The sequence below is a fragment of the Fusobacterium sp. JB019 genome, assembly GCA_030673965.1.
Classification (GTDB): Bacteria; Fusobacteriota; Fusobacteriia; order Fusobacteriales; family Fusobacteriaceae; genus Fusobacterium_B.
In genome coordinates this window covers 96,893-115,688 of the sequence record JAUTCN010000005.1, presented here as the reverse complement: position 1 = coordinate 115,688, position 18,796 = coordinate 96,893, and the positions used below count along the sequence as shown (strand labels likewise).

Below are 18,796 nucleotides of genomic sequence, written 5' to 3'. Positions count from 1 at the left end.
GGAGAGTAGAATAAATGGATATACAAAATGAAGTTTTAAAATACAAAGATGAAGTAATAAAATCATTACAAGAATCTATTAGAATAAAAAGTGTGGAAGAAGAATCAAAACCAGGAATGCCATTTGGTGAAGGACCTGCAAAGGCGTTGAATCATTTTTTAGAAGTTGCAAAAAAATTAGGATTTGAAACAGAAAATTTTGATAATTACGTTGGTCATATTGAGTTTGGTCAAGGAGAAGAATCTATAGGAATATTAGGTCATGTAGATGTTGTTCCTGAAGGGACTGGTTGGGATTACCCTGCTTATTCAGGCGAGATTGTAAATAATAAAATGTATGGAAGAGGAACTTTAGATGATAAAGGACCACTAATGATAGCTCTTTACGCAATGAAAACTTTAAAAGATTTGGGAGTACCAATGAAAAGAAAAGTTAGAATGATAGTTGGTGCTAATGAAGAAACTAATTGGGGATGTATGAAGCATTATTTTGGTAAATTAAATATGCCTCAACCAGTTATGTCTTTTACTCCTGATAGTACTTTTCCAGTAACATTTGCTGAAAAAGGTATAATGAGAGGACTTATTAAGATTAAGACAGACTCTAAAGATATTAAATTAGAAGGAGGAAAAGTATATAATGCTGTTCCTGAAAAAGCAATATTAAGCTTACCAATTTCTTATAAAGAAGAAATTGAAAAAAAATTAGTAGATTATAATGCAGGAAAAGAATATAAAATAGAAAGTAAAGTTGAAAAGGATAAAGTGGTATTAACTTCTTTTGGAAAATCTGCTCATGCAGCTCATCCAGAATCAGGATATAATTCATTATCTTCATTGATGAATTTTATTGATTTATTAAATATTGAAATTTCAGGATTAAAAGAAATGGGAAAATATTTTGCTGAAAATGTAAAAATGGAATATAACGGAAAATCTGCAGGACTTTTTTATGAGGATGAACCATCTGGAGAAATTACGATGAATTATGGAAAAGCTTTTGTAGAGGATGGGTACGTTGTTGTATCTGTAGATACTAGATATCCTGTTACAATTGATTATAATGAGTTGAAAACTAAATTATTAAAATTATTAGAAAAATATAATATGGAATTTGTACCTTTAAAAGAAGAAGGACCTCTTTATGTTGCTAAAGATAATTTTTTAGTGAAAACACTAACAGATATTTATCAAGAAGTTACAGGAGATCCTGATGGAGAACCTCGTTCTACAGGAGGAGGAACTTATGCTAAAGCAGTTAAGAATTGTGTCGCATTTGGAGCTTTATTGAAAGGAACTACTGACACAATGCATCAAAAAAATGAATGTATAGATTTATCTACTATAGATACTTTATTAAAAATTTATATAGAAGCAATTTATAGATTAGCTAATGGATAAAAACCCTACATGTTATATATAGTATAAAAAAAAGAGTGGATTACCCTTCCACTCTTTTTACTATTATATGTAATTAATAAATTATTACTCTTTTATAAATCCACTTGCAATAACTTCATAAGAGTCATCATATAAAACAACTCCTTGACCAGGTGTAACTGCTCTAACTTGATCTTCTGTAAATATAACCTTTATTTCATTTTCGTTTAAAACTTCTATTTTACATGGGTGGAATTTATCTCTAGATCTAGTTTTTGCTTTACAAATCATTCCATTTAAATCATTTAAAGAATTAACTTTTAAAAGGTTGATATCGTCTGCAATAAGAGATGATTTGAATAATTCTTCATTACTTCCAAGAATAACTTCATTTTTAGTTCCATCTAATTTTAAAACATAATATGGAGAAGGAGCAGCGATTCCTAATCCTTTTCTTTGACCTATAGTATAAAAAGCAAGTCCTTTATGTTTTCCTAATATATTTCCTTTTGTATCAACAAAATTTCCAGGCTTAACAATCTTTCCTTTAGTTTTTTCAATTAAAAATTCTTTTAATTTTCCATCTTCCACAAAGCAAATTTCTTGAGAATCTTTTTTAGAATAAACTCTTACTCCTAAATCTTTTCCTAATTGTCTAACTTCTTCTTTGCTTATATTTCCAAGGGGAAATATAATATGTTTTAATTTTTCTTTTGACACTTGAGAAAGAAAATAAGCTTGATCTTTTTTTAAGTCTTCTCCAATCTTTAAAGAGCCATCACTGATATTACTATAGTGACCAGTAGCCATAAAATCAGCACCTTTTTCTAGACAGAAATCAATTAATGCTCCCATTTTAATATATTTATTACAAACCATACAAGGATTTGGAGTTCTTCCATTATTATATTCTTGAACAAAATAGTCTACAACTTTATTTGAAAATTCTTCACTGATATCAAAAATATAGTGTTTAATTCCTAAGTCATCACAAACTTTTTTAGCATCAGCATCAATATCATTTTCAGTAGTCTTCATAGTGACTCCAAAAATATTGAATCCTTTTTTCTTTAGAAGATATGCAGTTACAGAACTGTCAACACCTCCACTCATAGCTACAGCAATAGTAGCATTTTTATTTACATTTATATTTTCTAATATATTTTTCATAACCTACCCTCTATTCATTATTTAAATAAAATATATCCTAGAGATACTATTCCAAAAGTAAGAATAATAAAACTAGAAATCTTAGACAATTTAATAAGAAGTTCATCATTAATAAATCTTTTAAAATAAGTTATTATTTGTACAGTTAAAAACCAAGAAAGAGATCCACTACTTCCAATTCCAAGAGCAAGTAAAAAATAATTATCTGAATCTCCAACTACACTTAAAAGAGTATAGATGAAAATTATAGTAACAATACCTGCAACATTAAGAAGAGAAAGTATTAAACCATAGAAGAAATTTTGAATATAACCATAGTTATAGTCATAATTAGCTGGTTTTTTAATAATAACATCAGTATTTAATTTTTTGATTCCTAGGGCTATAAGACAAATTCCAACTAATCCTTTAAAGAAAATTTCATGCTTTAAAATAAATACTTCAGCTTGATTGATAAAGAAAAATGCAAGTAGTCCATAAATGACATCTGAAGCAACCATTCCCATCGCTGTAGTATATCCTTCTTTTTTACCTCCTATTAAAGTTTTTTCCATACAATAAAAACCAACAGGACCAAAGGGAAGAGATAGAATTATACCAGTTATAACACCTTTAAAAAAAGTAATGTTCACTATTCCACATCCTTAAATTTATAAAGTTATAATTTATTTCCACACTTATGACAATAAGTATCCTGAGGATTAACTCTAGCTCCGCAGTGATTACATACAGAGCCATTATTAACTATTCCTTCAATATCGTCATAAGAAACATTTTTAGTTTTTAAAATATTTTTAATTGATTCATTTTTGAGTTTATAAATACTATTACATTTAGTACAAACAATAAAATATTTTTTTGAAAATTTAAATAACGGTATAAAAAATAAAGAAAAAGAATTAGCCCTTTCAATTAATTTAGCATTCTCATTAATACAATTAACACATTTAAATTTAATATTTTCAATTATATTTTCTTTGCTTCCAAATCCCATAAGGAAAAACATAAGCCCCTCCAAGTAAACTTTAAATTAATTGTTATTTAATTTTAATACAGAAACGAATGCCTCTTGAGGTATTTCAACATTTCCTATTTGTTTCATTCTTTTCTTACCTGCTTTTTGTTTTTCAAGCAGTTTTTTCTTTCTTGTTATATCCCCACCATAACATTTAGCAAGGACATTTTTTCTATAAGCTTTAATAGTTTCTCTAGCTATAATTTTAGCTCCAAGAGCAGCTTGGATAGGTATTTCAAACTGTTGTCTTGGAATAACTTCTTTTAATCTTTCACAAATAGCTCTTCCTTTTGTAACAGCATTATCTTTATGTGCTATGAATGAGAAAGCATCAACAATTTCTCCAGAAACTAGAATATCAACTTTTACAAGTTCTCCAGCTCTGTATTCAATTAATTCATATTCAAAAGAAGCATAACCTTTAGTTTTAGATTTTAATTTATCATAGAAATCTAAAACAATTTCAGCAAGAGGTAGTTCATAAGTAATCATGGCTCTTGTTTCATCAATAAAATTCATCCCAACATATATTCCACGTTTTTCTTGGCAAAGTTCCATAACTCCTCCAACAAAATCTTTAGGAACAATTATATTTCCTTTGATAAAAGGTTCTTCTATTATGAATTTTCCTTTTCCTGCTTCTGGAAACTCGCAAGGATTATCAATTATATAAGTTGGTTCTCCTTCTTTTGTTATTCTATATTCAACAGATGGTGATGTTGATATTAAATCAATATTGTATTCTCTTCTAAGTCTCTCAACTATAATTTCCATATGTAAAAGACCTAAGAATCCACATCTAAATCCAAATCCTAAAGCTAAAGAAGTTTCAGGAACAAAATTTAAAGAGGCATCATTTAATTGTAATTTTTCTAAAGATTCTCTTAAATCTCCGTAGTCATCAGTTGATAAAGGATATATTCCTGCAAAAACCATAGATTGAGCTGGTCTAAATCCTTGAAGTGGTTCAGAACAAGGTCTTTTAGCATGAGTTATAGTATCTCCAACTCTGGAATCTTTGATAGCTTTTAATCCAGTGATAATATACCCAACAGAACCACTTGAAAGTTCACCAGTAGATTTCATTGTAGGAGAGAATATTCCACATTCAAGAACTTCAATTTCTTTTCCTGTAGACCAAATTCTAATTTTATCTCCCTTTTTAATAGTTCCATCTTCTATTTTTATATAAGTTAATACTCCTCTATAGTCATCAAATTTTGAATCAAAGATAAGAGCTTTTAAAGGAGCGTCCTCATCATATTCAGGAGCTGGAATTCTTTCAACAATGGCTTCTAAAAGTTCTGGAATTCCAAGATTTATTTTAGCAGAAGCAAGGACTGCATCATCAGCTGGAAGCCCAATAATATCTTCTATCTCAGCTTTAACTCTTTCAGGTTCTGCTGCTGGTAAATCTATTTTATTAATAACAGGTATAATTTCAAGATCATTTTCTAAAGCTAAATATACATTTGCTAAAGTTTGAGCTTCTACACCTTGGGCAGCATCAACTACCAGAAGAGCTCCCTCACAGGCAGATAAAGATCTAGAAACTTCATAAATGAAGTCAACATGACCAGGAGTATCTATAAGGTTTAATTCATATTCATTTCCATCTTTAGCCTTATAGTATAATGTAACTGCTTGTGCTTTTATTGTAATACCTTTTTCTCTTTCTAGATCCATAGAATCTAAAAGCTGAGATTTCATGTCTCTTTCACTAACAGCGTGAGTACATTCCATAAGTCTATCAGCTATAGTAGATTTTCCATGATCTATATGAGCGATTATCGAAAAGTTTCTTTTAAATTTTTGTAACACTTGAACCTCCAAAAATAAATAATATCGTATATATTATTATAGAAGAAAATAGTAAAAAAAGCAATAAATACTTAATTAAAAGGCCCAATTACCTTCAATAAATATATTTTCTTTTTTATTGTTTTTATCTCTTCCAATAATATTTAAATCTTCTGTTCCAAACATGAAATCAACATGTGTTAAAGAATCATTAACACCGTTTTTTTCCATAGCAGCAGAATCCATAGTGTCTCCCCCTTTAATACAGCTAGGGTAGGCTTGCCCAATTGCTAAATGACAAGATGCATTTTCATCAAATAAAGTATTAAAAAATAAAATATTTGAATTTGAAATAGGAGAATTAAATGGTACAAGAGCAATTTCTCCTAAATATTTAGAACCTTCGTCAGTATTAATAAGATTTTTTAAAGCTTCTTTTCCTTTAGCTGCTTTAAAATCAATGATTCTTCCATCTTTAAATGTAAGTGAGAAATTTTCAATTAAAGTTCCTCCATAGTTAAGTGGTTTAGATGCATAAACAATACCATTAACTCCATATTTATGAGGAAGAGAAAAAACTTCTTCAGTTGGAATATTGGCAACAAATTCGATATTATTTTTTGTAATATCTTTTCCAGATGCCCAAATATGATTTTTAGGCATTTTAACTTTTAAATTAGTACCTAAAGAATTTGTGATTATAAGTTCTTCAAATTGTTTATTATTTAAATAATCCATTTTTTCTTTTAAATTATTTAAATGATCTTTCCAAGTTTTTATAGGATCAGGAGTATCTGCTTTTACAGAATAAATAATTGCATCCCATAATTTTTGTACAGCTTTTTCATCATCACAGTCTTTAAATATTTTTTTTGCCCAAGCAACAGTTGGTACAGATAAAATATTCCATTGTATTTCATTTCCCATAACTTTATCATAATAAGGTTTAAACTTAATGTTTCTAGTTTTTTGAGAAATAGCAATTTTTTCAGGATCGATTCCCTTTAAAAGTTCAGGATCATTTGCAGCAATACTTAAGAAAGCAGCTCCTTTATTTGCATAAAACATAAGAGATTCTAATTGCCATTCAGGCATAGATTCAAATAAAGATTTGTTTTTGTGAGTGAAATCCATTTTTTTACAGAAATCATCAGACCAATGAACAATAACTTCACTAGCTCCTATTTTATAAGCTTCTTCTACTAATTTTCTAGTGAAATCAGCAGTTTCAACAGGAGACATAATTACTAAACATTGATTTTGTTGTAAATTAATTCCAATTTTTAAAGCAAGTTCAACATAGTTTTCTAAAAATTTTTTATCCAATTTAATTACCTCCAAAAAGTAAATTATAATTCTTATAGTAATTTTATCACAAAAAACCTTAAAATAACATAAGTTACTGAACAAAATTTTATTTTAATGAAATTTATTGTAATAGTACAATTTTTCTCCTTAATCTTGATAAGATTAATAAATTATGTTATAGTTTATTTGTTGTGTAATACTACTAGGGGAGCGAGAGCTGAGAATTACCCTTAATTACCTGTTCTAGATAATGCTAGCGGAGGGAAGTGGTGAAGTTTTATATCATTTTCTTATTTATACGTTGAGTATATATTTTAGGGAATGATTTTTTTATTTTAGGAGGAAATAATGCTTTTTACTGACGAATTATATTCTCATGTTGAAAAAATATGGGAAAGTTACTATGAACATCCATTTGTAGATGAGCTTGGAAGTGGAAAATTAGATAAAGAAAAGTTCAAACATTATATGATACAAGATTACTTATACTTATTGGATTATGCAAAAGTATTTTCTCTAGGTGCTATAAAAAGTGAAGATGAAGAAACGATGGCTAAATTTTCTAGTTTGGCTGAGGGGACTCTTCATACTGAAATGGCTACTCATAGAAAATATATGGAGAGATTAGGGATAACTAAAAAAGAGGTGGAAAATGCGAAACCAGCTCTAGCTAATTTATCATATACTCATTATATGTTAGCTGTTTCTTATGCTGGTGGAATAATTGAAATAGCAGTATCTGTTTTAGCTTGTCTTTGGAGTTATGAATGTATAGGAAGACATCTTTATAAAAAGTATGGAATAAAAGATAATTTTTATGCTGAATGGATAGAATCATATATTTCAGAAGAGTATCATGAGTTAACAATTTGGTTGCTTGAATTAGTTAATAAATATGCTGAAGGAATAAATGAAAAGAAAAAAGAGAAATTAATTGATATATTTGTTAATACAAGTAGATTTGAATATATATTTTGGGATATGGCCTATAATATAGAAAATTAGGAGAGAAAAAATGAAAGTTTTAGAATTAGATAAAGTATCCTTTGCATATGAAGGAGAAGAAGAGCTTATTAAAGAAATATCCTTTTCATTAAATAAAAATGAATTTTTATCAATTGTTGGAAGTAGTGGTTGTGGAAAATCTACTATAATAAAAATTATAGGTGGAATAGAAAAACAAAAAAGTGGAAAAATAAAAAGTTTGAAAACAGCTTATATGCCTCAAAGAGATTTACTTTTGCCTTGGAGAACAGTAATAGATAATATACTTCTTCCTATAGAGTTGAACAAAAAATCTATAAATGAAGGAAGAAAAAAAGGAAAATTTTATTTAAAGAAACTTCATTTAGAAGAGTATACAGATAAATTACCTCAAGATCTTTCTGGTGGAATGAGACAAAGAGTTTCTTTTATAAGAACTCTTTTAACAGAAGCTGATATATTGTTATTAGATGAACCTTTTAGTGCTTTAGATGCTATAACCAAAGGAAAATTACAAAAATGGTTGTTGGAAACTTTAAAAGAATTTAATAAAAGTGTTATTTTTATAACCCATGATATAAATGAAGCTTTATATTTATCGGATAGAATATTAGTTTGTCGAAATAGACCTTTAGATTCTTTTGTTGAATATAAATTACCAAAAGAAAAAGATGAAGAGTTTATAATAGAAACTAAGAAAAAAATATTATTAAATATAGGGGGGGAAGAAAAATGAAAAAACCTTCATTAGCTTTTTATTCTTCTGGTATATTATTTATAATATGGGAAATTTTTGCAAGAATTTTAAATTTAAAATTTGTTTTACCTTGGCCAACAGCAATTTTAAAAAGAATGTGGGAATTAAGAGGGCCATTATTTAAATATCATATGTTTGCAACTTTAAAGATAGCTATAGTGTCTATTATTCTATCTTTTGCATTAGGGATATTTTTAGCAGTGATTATGGATAAAAGCAAAAAAGTGGAAGAAGCAATATATCCAATAATAGTAACAACTCAAACTATACCAACTCCAGCTATAGCTCCAATTTTTATTCTTTGGTTTGGATATAGTATTTGGAGTAAAGTTTTGGTAGCTGTATTGATTGCTTTTTTTCCAGTTACAATTAATTTACATGATGGATTAAAATCAACAAAAAAAGATTATATAGAACTTTTTAAAAGTATGCATGCTAGTCAGTGGGATATATTTTGGAAATTGAAAGTGCCATCTACAATTCCATACTTCTTTTCATCTCTTAAAATGGCAGTTCCTTTGGTTTTAATAGGGGCAGCAATAGGAGAATGGTTAGGAGCAACTGCGGGACTAGGATACTTTAGTAAAAGAATGATGACACAACTAGATGGAGCAGGAGTTTTTGCACCAATAGTTTTGATTTCGGTGATAGCTGTACTTTTTGTTAACTTAATTTCTTTTTTAGAAAAGAAATTCTTAAAATGGAGGGGAAACTAAATGAAGTTTAAAAATTTATTAGTTATTTTATTGGTGATTATATTTGCTGCTTGTGGGAAAAAATTAAATGATAAGAATGTAGAGAAAAAATATGAAACTGTAGATTTAGTTTTGGATTGGTATCCTACATCTTCCAGTACTCCTATATATGTTGCTTTGGAAAAAGGGTATTATGAAGAAGAGGGAATAAAATTAAATATTCACATGCCATCAGGAGTTTCAGATTCTTTAGCATTAGTTGCAGCTAAAAAAGCAGATTTAGGTTATTATTATATTCATCGTACAATAATGTCAATTGTAAATGATGATATTCCAGTTAAAGCTATTGCAGCTACATTACAAGGATCAGTTAGTACAGTTATGTCTTTAAAAGAAAGTAATATAAAACGTCCAAAAGATTTAGAAGGTAAGACTTTAGGTTATTGCGGAGGACCTTTATCAGAAAAAATGATAGATGCTATGATGAAGGCAGATGGTGGAGATCCAAGTAAAGTTAAATTAGTTGATGTTGGTTTTGAACTATTATCTTCTTTAATAACAAAAAAAGTAGATGCTACTTTAGGAGGACTTGTAACTCATGAGGTTCCTCTTATGGAAGAAAAAGGTTATGAAGTAAATTACTTTTTTCCAAAAGATTTTGGAGTTCCTGAATATCCAGAAACATTAATTATTGCAAATAACGATTTAATAAAAGAAAGAGGGGAAGTTTACAGTAAATTTTTAAAAGCTACAAGAAGGGGTTTTGAAGATGTGAAAGCTAATCCTGAAGAAGCTGTTCAAATACTTTTAGCTAATCAAGCTAAAGATCAGTTTCCTTTAAATGAAAATGTAGAAAGAGTAGCTACAAAGAGATATATTCCAATTATGGAGAAATTTGGACCATTTTTAACTATAAATAAAGATGTTTTTCAAAAAAATGTAGATTGGTTATATGAAAAAGGATTTATAAAAAGAAAAGAAAATCCTGAAAAATTATATAAAAACTTGATTAATTAATAAAAAAATAATAAAATAAAGAAAGGAAGAGAAAAAGTGAAGAAGATTAAGTTATTAGTGTTATGTATGTTAGTTTTTATCATGGGATGTGGAAGCAAGAAAGTTGAGGAAAAAAAATTAACTGATGTTTCTATAGTTTTAGATTGGTATCCAAATGCTATTCATAGTTTATTTTATGTTGCTATGGAAAAAGGTTATTTTAAGGAAGAAGGAATTAATTTAGAAATAAAATATCCAGCAAATGTTTCAGATCCAATAGCTTTGCCAGCAGCAGGAAAAGCAGATTTAGGATTATTTTATCCTCAACAAATGATAATGGCGAAGTCTCAAGAGGATATTCCAGTTATTTCAATTGGAGCCTTAACTCAAGGTCCTTTAAATGTAGTTGTATCTCCTAAAGAAAATGGGATTACAAGACCTAGAGATCTAGAAGGAAAAACAATAGGATATTCTGATGGACCATTAACAGAGGATATGTTAAAAACAATGGTAGCTGAAGATGGGGGAGATATTTCTAAAGTTAAAGTTTTAGATGTAGGCTTTGATTTATTATCTTCAATGATAACAAAAAGAGTTGATGCTACTTTAGGATGTTTTGTAAATCATGAGGTTCCAGTTATGAAAGAAAAAGGAGTAGATGTAAATTATTTCTATCCAACAGACTTTGGTGTACCTTATTATAACGAGTTATTAATAGTTGCAAATTCTAAAAAAGTTAAGGAAAATAAAGAATTGTACTTAGGATTCTTAAGAGCTTGTGAGAAAGGATTTAGAGATGTCAAAAACAATCCTGAGGAAGCTTTAGATATACTTTTAGCTAATCAAGAAGCGGATCAATTCCCTTTAACTAGAGGAATTGAAAAGCAAAGTTTACAAATCTTACTTCCAATTATGGAAAAGGAAGATGCTCCTTTCTTAGACCAGAAAGAAAAAGTATGGCAAGAAAATATAGATTGGCTATATGATAAAAAAATAATTAATAAAAAAATGGAAGCTAAAGACATATTTATAAATTTATATAAAGAAATGTAAAAAAGCTTTAATTAAGAAAAGGAAAGTGATGCTTGTGGAACAAAAATTATATCAGAATGAAGAAATATTAGAAACTTACTTAGGAACACCTGAAAAATATGAATGGTACAAACGTGCTTTTGCTAAATATGAAGTGAATGGTGTTGAAAAAATTGCTTGGAATTGGTCTTGGTATTCATTTTTCTTTAGTTATGTATATTTAGTTTATAGAAAATGCTATGTTGAAGCTATATTATTATGGATATTCCAAACTATTGTTGCTTGTACATTAGGAATAGCAGGAATAGTAATAATGATTTTATGTGGAGGTTTTTTACCATATCTTGTTTATAAAAGATATAAGAAAACTGCAATGGAAGTAGATCAAATTGATGGAGATTATCAAAAAAAATTAGAAACTATGAAAGAATTAGGAGGGGTGAATAAACTAGCAAGAAATATAATGATAGGTTTATTTGTTCTGTCTATTTTAAGTGTTTTAGGTTTAGCAGCTTTTGCAGTAGCAGCAGCTTTATAACTTAATAAAGATTATACTGATATATTCTAGAATGTATCAGTATTTTTTTTATTAATATAAAAATTGCTAAATTAGAAAATATCTAGTATAATAAGAATAAAGATTAGGGAAATAGTTAGGAGGCTTTTTTATGAAAATTGGTATACCTAAAGAAAAGAAGAACAACGAAAATAGAGTTGGCTTAACCGATGCAGGAGTGGGGCAACTAGTTCTTGATGGTAATGAAGTCTATGTTCAAAAAGGAGCAGGATTGGGAGTTGGAGTGTCTGATGAAGATTATATTTCTAGTGGGGCAGTTTTAGTTGAAACAACAGAAGAAATATTTGAAAAAGCAGAACTAATTATAAAAGTAGAAAGACCTTTAGAATGTGAGAGAAAATTATTAAAACCTCACCATATATTGTATGGTTATTTGCATTTAGCAGCTGATAAAGAGTCAACAGAAGAATTAGTTGAGTCAGGAGCAACATGCATAGGTTATGAAACTATTGTTTTACCTGATGGATCAATTCCTTTATTATCTCCAATGTCAGAGGTTGCAGGGAAAATGGCAGTTCAAGTTGGAGGATTTTATTTACAGAAAACAAAGGGTGGAAAAGGAATTGTTCTAGGAGGAGTTCCTGGAGTTGAAAGAGGTAGAGTTGTAGTTTTAGGAGCAGGAGCAGCGGGGCAAAGCGCGATAAAAACAGCTGTTGGTCTAGGGGCAGAAGTTATAGCTATTGATATAAATACAAATAAATTAAGATATTTAGACGATGTTTATAAATCACAAGTTACAACACTATATTCAACTCCTAGAAATATAGAAGAAGCAGTAGCTTCAGCAGATTTATTGATTGGGACAGTGTTAATACCTGGAGGGAAAACTCCTCGTTTAGTAACGAAAAAGTATATTAATAGTATGGGTAAGGGAAGTGTTATTGTTGATGTAGCAATAGATCAAGGAGGATGTTTTGAAACTTCTAAAGTAACTTCTCATGAAAAACCAATTTATTGTGTAAATGGAGTATTACATTATTGTGTAAGTAATATGGCAGGTGCTTATCCGATAACATCTACATTATCTCTTGAAAATGCATCTTTAAAATATGCAAGGGCAATAGCTAATTATGGATTAAAGGCGGCATGTGGAAAACATCCAGAATTAGTTAGGGGTATAAATATAATGAATCAAAGAGTGACGTGTAGAAAAGTAGCGGATAGTTTAGAAATGGACTATGTTGGAGTAGGATTTTAGGAAATTAAAAGTAGGGGGGATTATGGTAAAGAAAGATTTTATTCAATTATATTCTGAGGTTAATGATGTTAAAGATTTAAAATGTGCAAAGGAAGATGTTGAAAGATTTTTAAATACTTTAAAGATTGCCTTAACTAAGGATAAAGAACTTGTATTTAGAAACTTTGGATCTTTTGAAGTTAGGAAAACAAAAGAAAGAGATGTTGTTGATCCTAAGGATTCAAATAATATTATAAAAGCAAAACCTAGAAAATATGTAAAATTTAAAATCAGTAGAAAAATAGAAGATGAATTAGCTGATTAAAAATGTAAAAAGAGGATTGAATATATATTCAATCCTCTTTTTACATTTTTAATCAGCTAATTCATCTTCTATTTTTCTACTGATTTTAAATTTTACATATTTTCTAGGTTTTGCTTTTATAATATTATTTGAATCCTTAGGATCAACAACATCTCTTTCTTTTGTTTTCCTAACTTCAAAAGATCCAAAGTTTCTAAATACAAGTTCTTTATCCTTAGTTAAGGCAATCTTTAAAGTATTTAAAAATCTTTCAACATCTTCCTTTGCACATTTTAAATCTTTAACATCATTAACCTCAGAATATAATTGAATAAAATCTTTCTTTACCATAATCCCCCCTACTTTTAATTTCCTAAAATCCTACTCCAACATAGTCCATTTCTAAACTATCCGCTACTTTTCTACACGTCACTCTTTGATTCATTATATTTATACCCCTAACTAATTCTGGATGTTTTCCACATGCCGCCTTTAATCCATAATTAGCTATTGCCCTTGCATATTTTAAAGATGCATTTTCAAGAGATAATGTAGATGTTATCGGATAAGCACCTGCCATATTACTTACACAATAATGTAATACTCCATTTACACAATAAATTGGTTTTTCATGAGAAGTTACTTTAGAAGTTTCAAAACATCCTCCTTGATCTATTGCTACATCAACAATAACACTTCCCTTACCCATACTATTAATATACTTTTTCGTTACTAAACGAGGAGTTTTCCCTCCAGGTATTAACACTGTCCCAATCAATAAATCTGCTGAAGCTACTGCTTCTTCTATATTTCTAGGAGTTGAATATAGTGTTGTAACTTGTGATTTATAAACATCGTCTAAATATCTTAATTTATTTGTATTTATATCAATAGCTATAACTTCTGCCCCTAGACCAACAGCTGTTTTTATCGCGCTTTGCCCCGCTGCTCCTGCTCCTAAAACTACAACTCTACCTCTTTCAACTCCAGGAACTCCTCCTAGAACAATTCCTTTTCCACCCTTTGTTTTCTGTAAATAAAATCCTCCAACTTGAACTGCCATTTTCCCTGCAACCTCTGACATTGGAGATAATAAAGGAATTGATCCATCAGGTAAAACAATAGTTTCATAACCTATGCATGTTGCTCCTGACTCAACTAATTCTTCTGTTGACTCTTTATCAGCTGCTAAATGCAAATAACCATACAATATATGGTGAGGTTTTAATAATTTTCTCTCACATTCTAAAGGTCTTTCTACTTTTATAATTAGTTCTGCTTTTTCAAATATTTCTTCTGTTGTTTCAACTAAAACTGCCCCACTAGAAATATAATCTTCATCAGACACTCCAACTCCCAATCCTGCTCCTTTTTGAACATAGACTTCATTACCATCAAGAACTAGTTGCCCCACTCCTGCATCGGTTAAGCCAACTCTATTTTCGTTGTTCTTCTTTTCTTTAGGTATACCAATTTTCATAAAAAAGCCTCCTAACTATTTCCCTAATCTTTATTCTTATTATACTAGATATTTTCTAATTTAGCAATTTTTATATTAATAAAAAAAATACTGATACATTCTAGAATATATCAGTATAATCTTTATTAAGTTATAAAGCTGCTGCTACTGCAAAAGCTGCTAAACCTAAAACACTTAAAATAGACAGAACAAATAAACCTATCATTATATTTCTTGCTAGTTTATTCACCCCTCCTAATTCTTTCATAGTTTCTAATTTTTTTTGATAATCTCCATCAATTTGATCTACTTCCATTGCAGTTTTCTTATATCTTTTATAAACAAGATATGGTAAAAAACCTCCACATAAAATCATTATTACTATTCCTGCTATTCCTAATGTACAAGCAACAATAGTTTGGAATATCCATAATAATATAGCTTCAACATAGCATTTTCTATAAACTAAATATACATAACTAAAGAAAAATGAATACCAAGACCAATTCCAAGCAATTTTTTCAACACCATTCACTTCATATTTAGCAAAAGCACGTTTGTACCATTCATATTTTTCAGGTGTTCCTAAGTAAGTTTCTAATATTTCTTCATTCTGATATAATTTTTGTTCCACAAGCATCACTTTCCTTTTCTTAATTAAAGCTTTTTTACATTTCTTTATATAAATTTATAAATATGTCTTTAGCTTCCATTTTTTTATTAATTATTTTTTTATCATATAGCCAATCTATATTTTCTTGCCATACTTTTTCTTTCTGGTCTAAGAAAGGAGCATCTTCCTTTTCCATAATTGGAAGTAAGATTTGTAAACTTTGCTTTTCAATTCCTCTAGTTAAAGGGAATTGATCCGCTTCTTGATTAGCTAAAAGTATATCTAAAGCTTCCTCAGGATTGTTTTTGACATCTCTAAATCCTTTCTCACAAGCTCTTAAGAATCCTAAGTACAATTCTTTATTTTCCTTAACTTTTTTAGAATTTGCAACTATTAATAACTCGTTATAATAAGGTACACCAAAGTCTGTTGGATAGAAATAATTTACATCTACTCCTTTTTCTTTCATAACTGGAACCTCATGATTTACAAAACATCCTAAAGTAGCATCAACTCTTTTTGTTATCATTGAAGATAATAAATCAAAGCCTACATCTAAAACTTTAACTTTAGAAATATCTCCCCCATCTTCAGCTACCATTGTTTTTAACATATCCTCTGTTAATGGTCCATCAGAATATCCTATTGTTTTTCCTTCTAGATCTCTAGGTCTTGTAATCCCATTTTCTTTAGGAGATACAACTACATTTAAAGGACCTTGAGTTAAGGCTCCAATTGAAATAACTGGAATATCCTCTTGAGACTTCGCCATTATCATTTGTTGAGGATAAAATAATCCTAAATCTGCTTTTCCTGCTGCTGGCAAAGCTATTGGATCTGAAACATTTGCTGGATATTTTATTTCTAAATTAATTCCTTCTTCCTTAAAATAACCTTTTTCCATAGCAACATAAAATAAACTATGAATAGCATTTGGATACCAATCTAAAACTATAGAAACATCAGTTAATTTTTTTTCCTCAACTTTCTTGCTTCCACATCCCATGATAAAAACTAACATACATAACACTAATAACTTAATCTTCTTCACTTTTTCTCTTCCTTTCTTTATTTTATTATTTTTTTATTAATTAATCAAGTTTTTATATAATTTTTCAGGATTTTCTTTTCTTTTTATAAATCCTTTTTCATATAACCAATCTACATTTTTTTGAAAAACATCTTTATTTATAGTTAAAAATGGTCCAAATTTCTCCATAATTGGAATATATCTCTTTGTAGCTACTCTTTCTACATTTTCATTTAAAGGAAACTGATCTTTAGCTTGATTAGCTAAAAGTATTTGAACAGCTTCTTCAGGATTAGCTTTCACATCTTCAAAACCCCTTCTTGTAGCTTTTAAAAATTTACTGTAAACTTCCCCTCTTTCTTTTATTAAATCGTTATTTGCAATAATTAATGTTTCTGGATATTCAGGAACTCCAAAATCTTTTGGAAAAAAGTAATTTACTTCATAACCTTTTTCTTCCATAAGAGGAACCTCATGAGTTACAAGTCCTCCTAAAGTAGCATCTACTTTTTTTGTTATTAAAGAAGATAATAGTTCAAAACCAACATCAACTAATTTAACTTTACTTGGATCTCCACCATCTGCCTTCATCATAGCATCTATCATTTTTTCTGATAAAGGTCCTCCGCAATAACCTAAAGTCTTACCTTCTAAATCTTTTGGACGTTTTATATTACTTTCTTTTAAAGACATAACTGTACTAACTGATCCTTGTAATGTAGCTGCAATAGCTTTAACTGGAATATCATCATTTACAATTGACATTATTGTACGATGAATATAATAATAACCTAAATCTGCTTTTTTAGCTGCAACTAATGCTAAAGAATCTGAAACTCCTGATGGCATGTGAATATTTAATTTTATTCCCTCTTCTTCATAATACCCTTTTTCCAAAGCAACATATATAGGAGTACTGGAAGATGTAGGATACCAATCCAAAACTAAATCTACAGTTTCATATTTTTTCTCTACATTCTTATCATTTAATTTTTTCCCACAAGCAGCAAATATAATCACCAATAAAATAACTAATAAATTTTTAAACTTCATTTAGTTTCCCCTCCATTTTAAGAATTTCTTTTCTAAAAAAGAAATTAAGTTAACAAAAAGTACAGCTATCACCGAAATCAAAACTATTGGTGCAAAAACTCCTGCTCCATCTAGTTGTGTCATCATTCTTTTACTAAAGTATCCTAGTCCCGCAGTTGCTCCTAACCATTCTCCTATTGCTGCCCCTATTAAAACCAAAGGAACTGCCATTTTAAGAGATGAAAAGAAGTATGGAATTGTAGATGGCACTTTCAATTTCCAAAATATATCCCACTGACTAGCATGCATACTTTTAAAAAGTTCTATATAATCTTTTTTTGTTGATTTTAATCCATCATGTAAATTAATTGTAACTGGAAAAAAAGCAATCAATACAGCTACCAAAACTTTACTCCAAATACTATATCCAAACCAAAGAATAAAAATTGGAGCTATAGCTGGAGTTGGTATAGTTTGAGTTGTTACTATTATTGGATATATTGCTTCTTCCACTTTTTTGCTTTTATCCATAATCACTGCTAAAAATATCCCTAATGCAAAAGATAGAATAATAGACACTATAGCTATCTTTAAAGTTGCAAACATATGATATTTAAATAATGGCCCTCTTAATTCCCACATTCTTTTTAAAATTGCTGTTGGCCAAGGTAAAACAAATTTTAAATTTAAAATTCTTGCAAAAATTTCCCATATTATAAATAATATACCAGAAGAATAAAAAGCTAATGAAGGTTTTTTCATTTTTCTTCCCCCCCTATATTTAATAATATTTTTTTCTTAGTTTCTATTATAAACTCTTCATCTTTTTCTTTTGGTAATTTATATTCAACAAAAGAATCTAAAGGTCTATTTCGACAAACTAATATTCTATCCGATAAATATAAAGCTTCATTTATATCATGGGTTATAAAAATAACACTTTTATTAAATTCTTTTAAAGTTTCCAACAACCATTTTTGTAATTTTCCTTTGGTTATAGCATCTAAAGCACTAAAAGGTTCATCTAATAACAATATATCAGCTTCTGTTAAAAGAGTTCTTATAAAAGAAACTCTTTGTCTCATTCCACCAGAAAGATCTTGAGGTAATTTATCTGTATACTCTTCTAAATGAAGTTTCTTTAAATAAAATTTTCCTTTTTTTCTTCCTTCATTTATAGATTTTTTGTTCAACTCTATAGGAAGAAGTATATTATCTATTACTGTTCTCCAAGGCAAAAGTAAATCTCTTTGAGGCATATAAGCTGTTTTCAAACTTTTTATTTTTCCACTTTTTTGTTTTTCTATTCCACCTATAATTTTTATTATAGTAGATTTTCCACAACCACTACTTCCAACAATTGATAAAAATTCATTTTTATTTAATGAAAAGGATATTTCTTTAATAAGCTCTTCTTCTCCTTCATATGCAAAGGATACTTTATCTAATTCTAAAACTTTCATTTTTT

Annotated in this window: 21 protein-coding genes and 1 riboswitch; of the genes, 9 read left to right on the top strand and 12 right to left on the bottom strand. The window is 28.8% G+C overall.

Going from position 1 to position 18,796, the window contains the following annotated elements; translation table 11 throughout:
- Positions 1-14: 14 nt before the first annotated feature.
- Complete coding sequence (pepV, locus tag Q7K47_04805) at positions 15-1,400, top strand: dipeptidase PepV (GenBank protein MDP0506535.1); 1,386 nt, start codon at positions 15-17, stop codon at positions 1,398-1,400.
- 84 nt (positions 1,401-1,484) lie between these two features.
- Here pepV and mnmA read toward each other — a convergent pair whose 3' ends face one another.
- The 5 genes from mnmA to Q7K47_04780 all read right to left on the bottom strand — a co-directional run bounded on the left by mnmA (position 1,485) and on the right by Q7K47_04780 (position 6,690).
- The gene (mnmA, locus tag Q7K47_04800) at positions 1,485-2,549 is read right to left on the bottom strand and encodes a tRNA 2-thiouridine(34) synthase MnmA (GenBank protein ID MDP0506534.1); all 1,065 of its coding nucleotides are present in this window, start codon (positions 2,547-2,549) and stop codon (positions 1,485-1,487) included.
- A gap of 17 nt (positions 2,550-2,566) precedes the next feature.
- Positions 2,567-3,181, bottom strand: a complete 615-nt coding sequence (locus tag Q7K47_04795) for a LysE family transporter (protein ID MDP0506533.1) — start codon at positions 3,179-3,181, stop codon at positions 2,567-2,569.
- Positions 3,182-3,207: 26 nt separating this feature from the next.
- Positions 3,208-3,555 carry a zinc-ribbon domain-containing protein gene (locus Q7K47_04790; protein MDP0506532.1) on the bottom strand — a complete coding sequence of 116 codons (348 nt, stop codon included), beginning with the start codon at positions 3,553-3,555 and terminating at the stop codon, positions 3,208-3,210.
- Positions 3,556-3,579: 24 nt separating this feature from the next.
- On the bottom strand, positions 3,580-5,385 hold the full coding sequence (lepA, locus tag Q7K47_04785; protein MDP0506531.1) for a translation elongation factor 4: 1,806 nt from the start codon (positions 5,383-5,385) through the stop codon (positions 3,580-3,582).
- 75 nt (positions 5,386-5,460) lie between these two features.
- Positions 5,461-6,690 (bottom strand): aminopeptidase, encoded by a 1,230-nt coding sequence (locus Q7K47_04780; protein MDP0506530.1) that lies wholly within the window; start codon positions 6,688-6,690, stop codon positions 5,461-5,463.
- A 176-nt stretch (positions 6,691-6,866) separates the two neighbouring features.
- A riboswitch (TPP riboswitch) is annotated at positions 6,867-6,954 on the top strand.
- A gap of 66 nt (positions 6,955-7,020) precedes the next feature.
- Here Q7K47_04780 and tenA point away from each other — a divergent pair.
- From tenA to Q7K47_04740, 8 genes are all read left to right on the top strand, one after another.
- Positions 7,021-7,677 (top strand): thiaminase II, encoded by a 657-nt coding sequence (gene tenA, locus Q7K47_04775; protein MDP0506529.1) that lies wholly within the window; start codon positions 7,021-7,023, stop codon positions 7,675-7,677.
- Positions 7,678-7,687: 10 nt separating this feature from the next.
- A complete protein-coding gene (locus Q7K47_04770; GenBank protein MDP0506528.1) occupies positions 7,688-8,392 on the top strand; it encodes an ABC transporter ATP-binding protein in 705 nt (234 codons plus the stop codon).
- On the top strand, positions 8,389-9,129 hold the full coding sequence (locus Q7K47_04765) for an ABC transporter permease (protein MDP0506527.1): 741 nt from the start codon (positions 8,389-8,391) through the stop codon (positions 9,127-9,129). The genes Q7K47_04770 and Q7K47_04765 overlap by 4 nt, the downstream gene beginning before the upstream one ends.
- Entirely contained in the window at positions 9,130-10,125 is a 996-nt protein-coding gene (locus Q7K47_04760) for an ABC transporter substrate-binding protein (GenBank protein MDP0506526.1), read from the top strand.
- Between the two features lie 36 nt (positions 10,126-10,161).
- Positions 10,162-11,157: an ABC transporter substrate-binding protein gene (locus Q7K47_04755; protein MDP0506525.1), complete on the top strand. Its 996-nt coding sequence runs from the start codon at positions 10,162-10,164 to the stop codon at positions 11,155-11,157.
- Between the two features lie 34 nt (positions 11,158-11,191).
- A complete protein-coding gene (locus tag Q7K47_04750; GenBank protein ID MDP0506524.1) occupies positions 11,192-11,674 on the top strand; it encodes a DUF2628 domain-containing protein in 483 nt (160 codons plus the stop codon).
- Positions 11,675-11,804: 130 nt separating this feature from the next.
- On the top strand, positions 11,805-12,911 hold the full coding sequence (gene ald / locus Q7K47_04745) for an alanine dehydrogenase (GenBank protein MDP0506523.1): 1,107 nt from the start codon (positions 11,805-11,807) through the stop codon (positions 12,909-12,911).
- Positions 12,912-12,933: 22 nt separating this feature from the next.
- The gene (locus Q7K47_04740; GenBank protein MDP0506522.1) at positions 12,934-13,215 is read left to right on the top strand and encodes an HU family DNA-binding protein; all 282 of its coding nucleotides are present in this window, start codon (positions 12,934-12,936) and stop codon (positions 13,213-13,215) included.
- Between the two features lie 48 nt (positions 13,216-13,263).
- Here Q7K47_04740 and Q7K47_04735 read toward each other — a convergent pair whose 3' ends face one another.
- The 7 genes from Q7K47_04735 to Q7K47_04705 form a co-directional block, all read right to left on the bottom strand.
- Positions 13,264-13,545, bottom strand: coding sequence for an HU family DNA-binding protein (locus tag Q7K47_04735; protein MDP0506521.1), 282 nt, complete (start codon positions 13,543-13,545; stop codon positions 13,264-13,266).
- Between the two features lie 22 nt (positions 13,546-13,567).
- Positions 13,568-14,674: an alanine dehydrogenase gene (gene ald, locus Q7K47_04730; GenBank protein ID MDP0506520.1), complete on the bottom strand. Its 1,107-nt coding sequence runs from the start codon at positions 14,672-14,674 to the stop codon at positions 13,568-13,570.
- Positions 14,675-14,804: 130 nt separating this feature from the next.
- The gene (locus Q7K47_04725; protein ID MDP0506519.1) at positions 14,805-15,287 is read right to left on the bottom strand and encodes a DUF2628 domain-containing protein; all 483 of its coding nucleotides are present in this window, start codon (positions 15,285-15,287) and stop codon (positions 14,805-14,807) included.
- A 34-nt stretch (positions 15,288-15,321) separates the two neighbouring features.
- Positions 15,322-16,317: an ABC transporter substrate-binding protein gene (locus Q7K47_04720; protein ID MDP0506518.1), complete on the bottom strand. Its 996-nt coding sequence runs from the start codon at positions 16,315-16,317 to the stop codon at positions 15,322-15,324.
- A 36-nt stretch (positions 16,318-16,353) separates the two neighbouring features.
- Positions 16,354-17,349: an ABC transporter substrate-binding protein gene (locus Q7K47_04715; protein MDP0506517.1), complete on the bottom strand. Its 996-nt coding sequence runs from the start codon at positions 17,347-17,349 to the stop codon at positions 16,354-16,356.
- Positions 17,350-18,090 (bottom strand): ABC transporter permease, encoded by a 741-nt coding sequence (locus Q7K47_04710; GenBank protein MDP0506516.1) that lies wholly within the window; start codon positions 18,088-18,090, stop codon positions 17,350-17,352.
- The gene (locus Q7K47_04705) at positions 18,087-18,791 is read right to left on the bottom strand and encodes an ABC transporter ATP-binding protein (protein MDP0506515.1); all 705 of its coding nucleotides are present in this window, start codon (positions 18,789-18,791) and stop codon (positions 18,087-18,089) included. Before Q7K47_04705 ends, Q7K47_04710 begins: the two co-directional genes overlap by 4 nt.
- Positions 18,792-18,796: the final 5 nt, after the last annotated feature.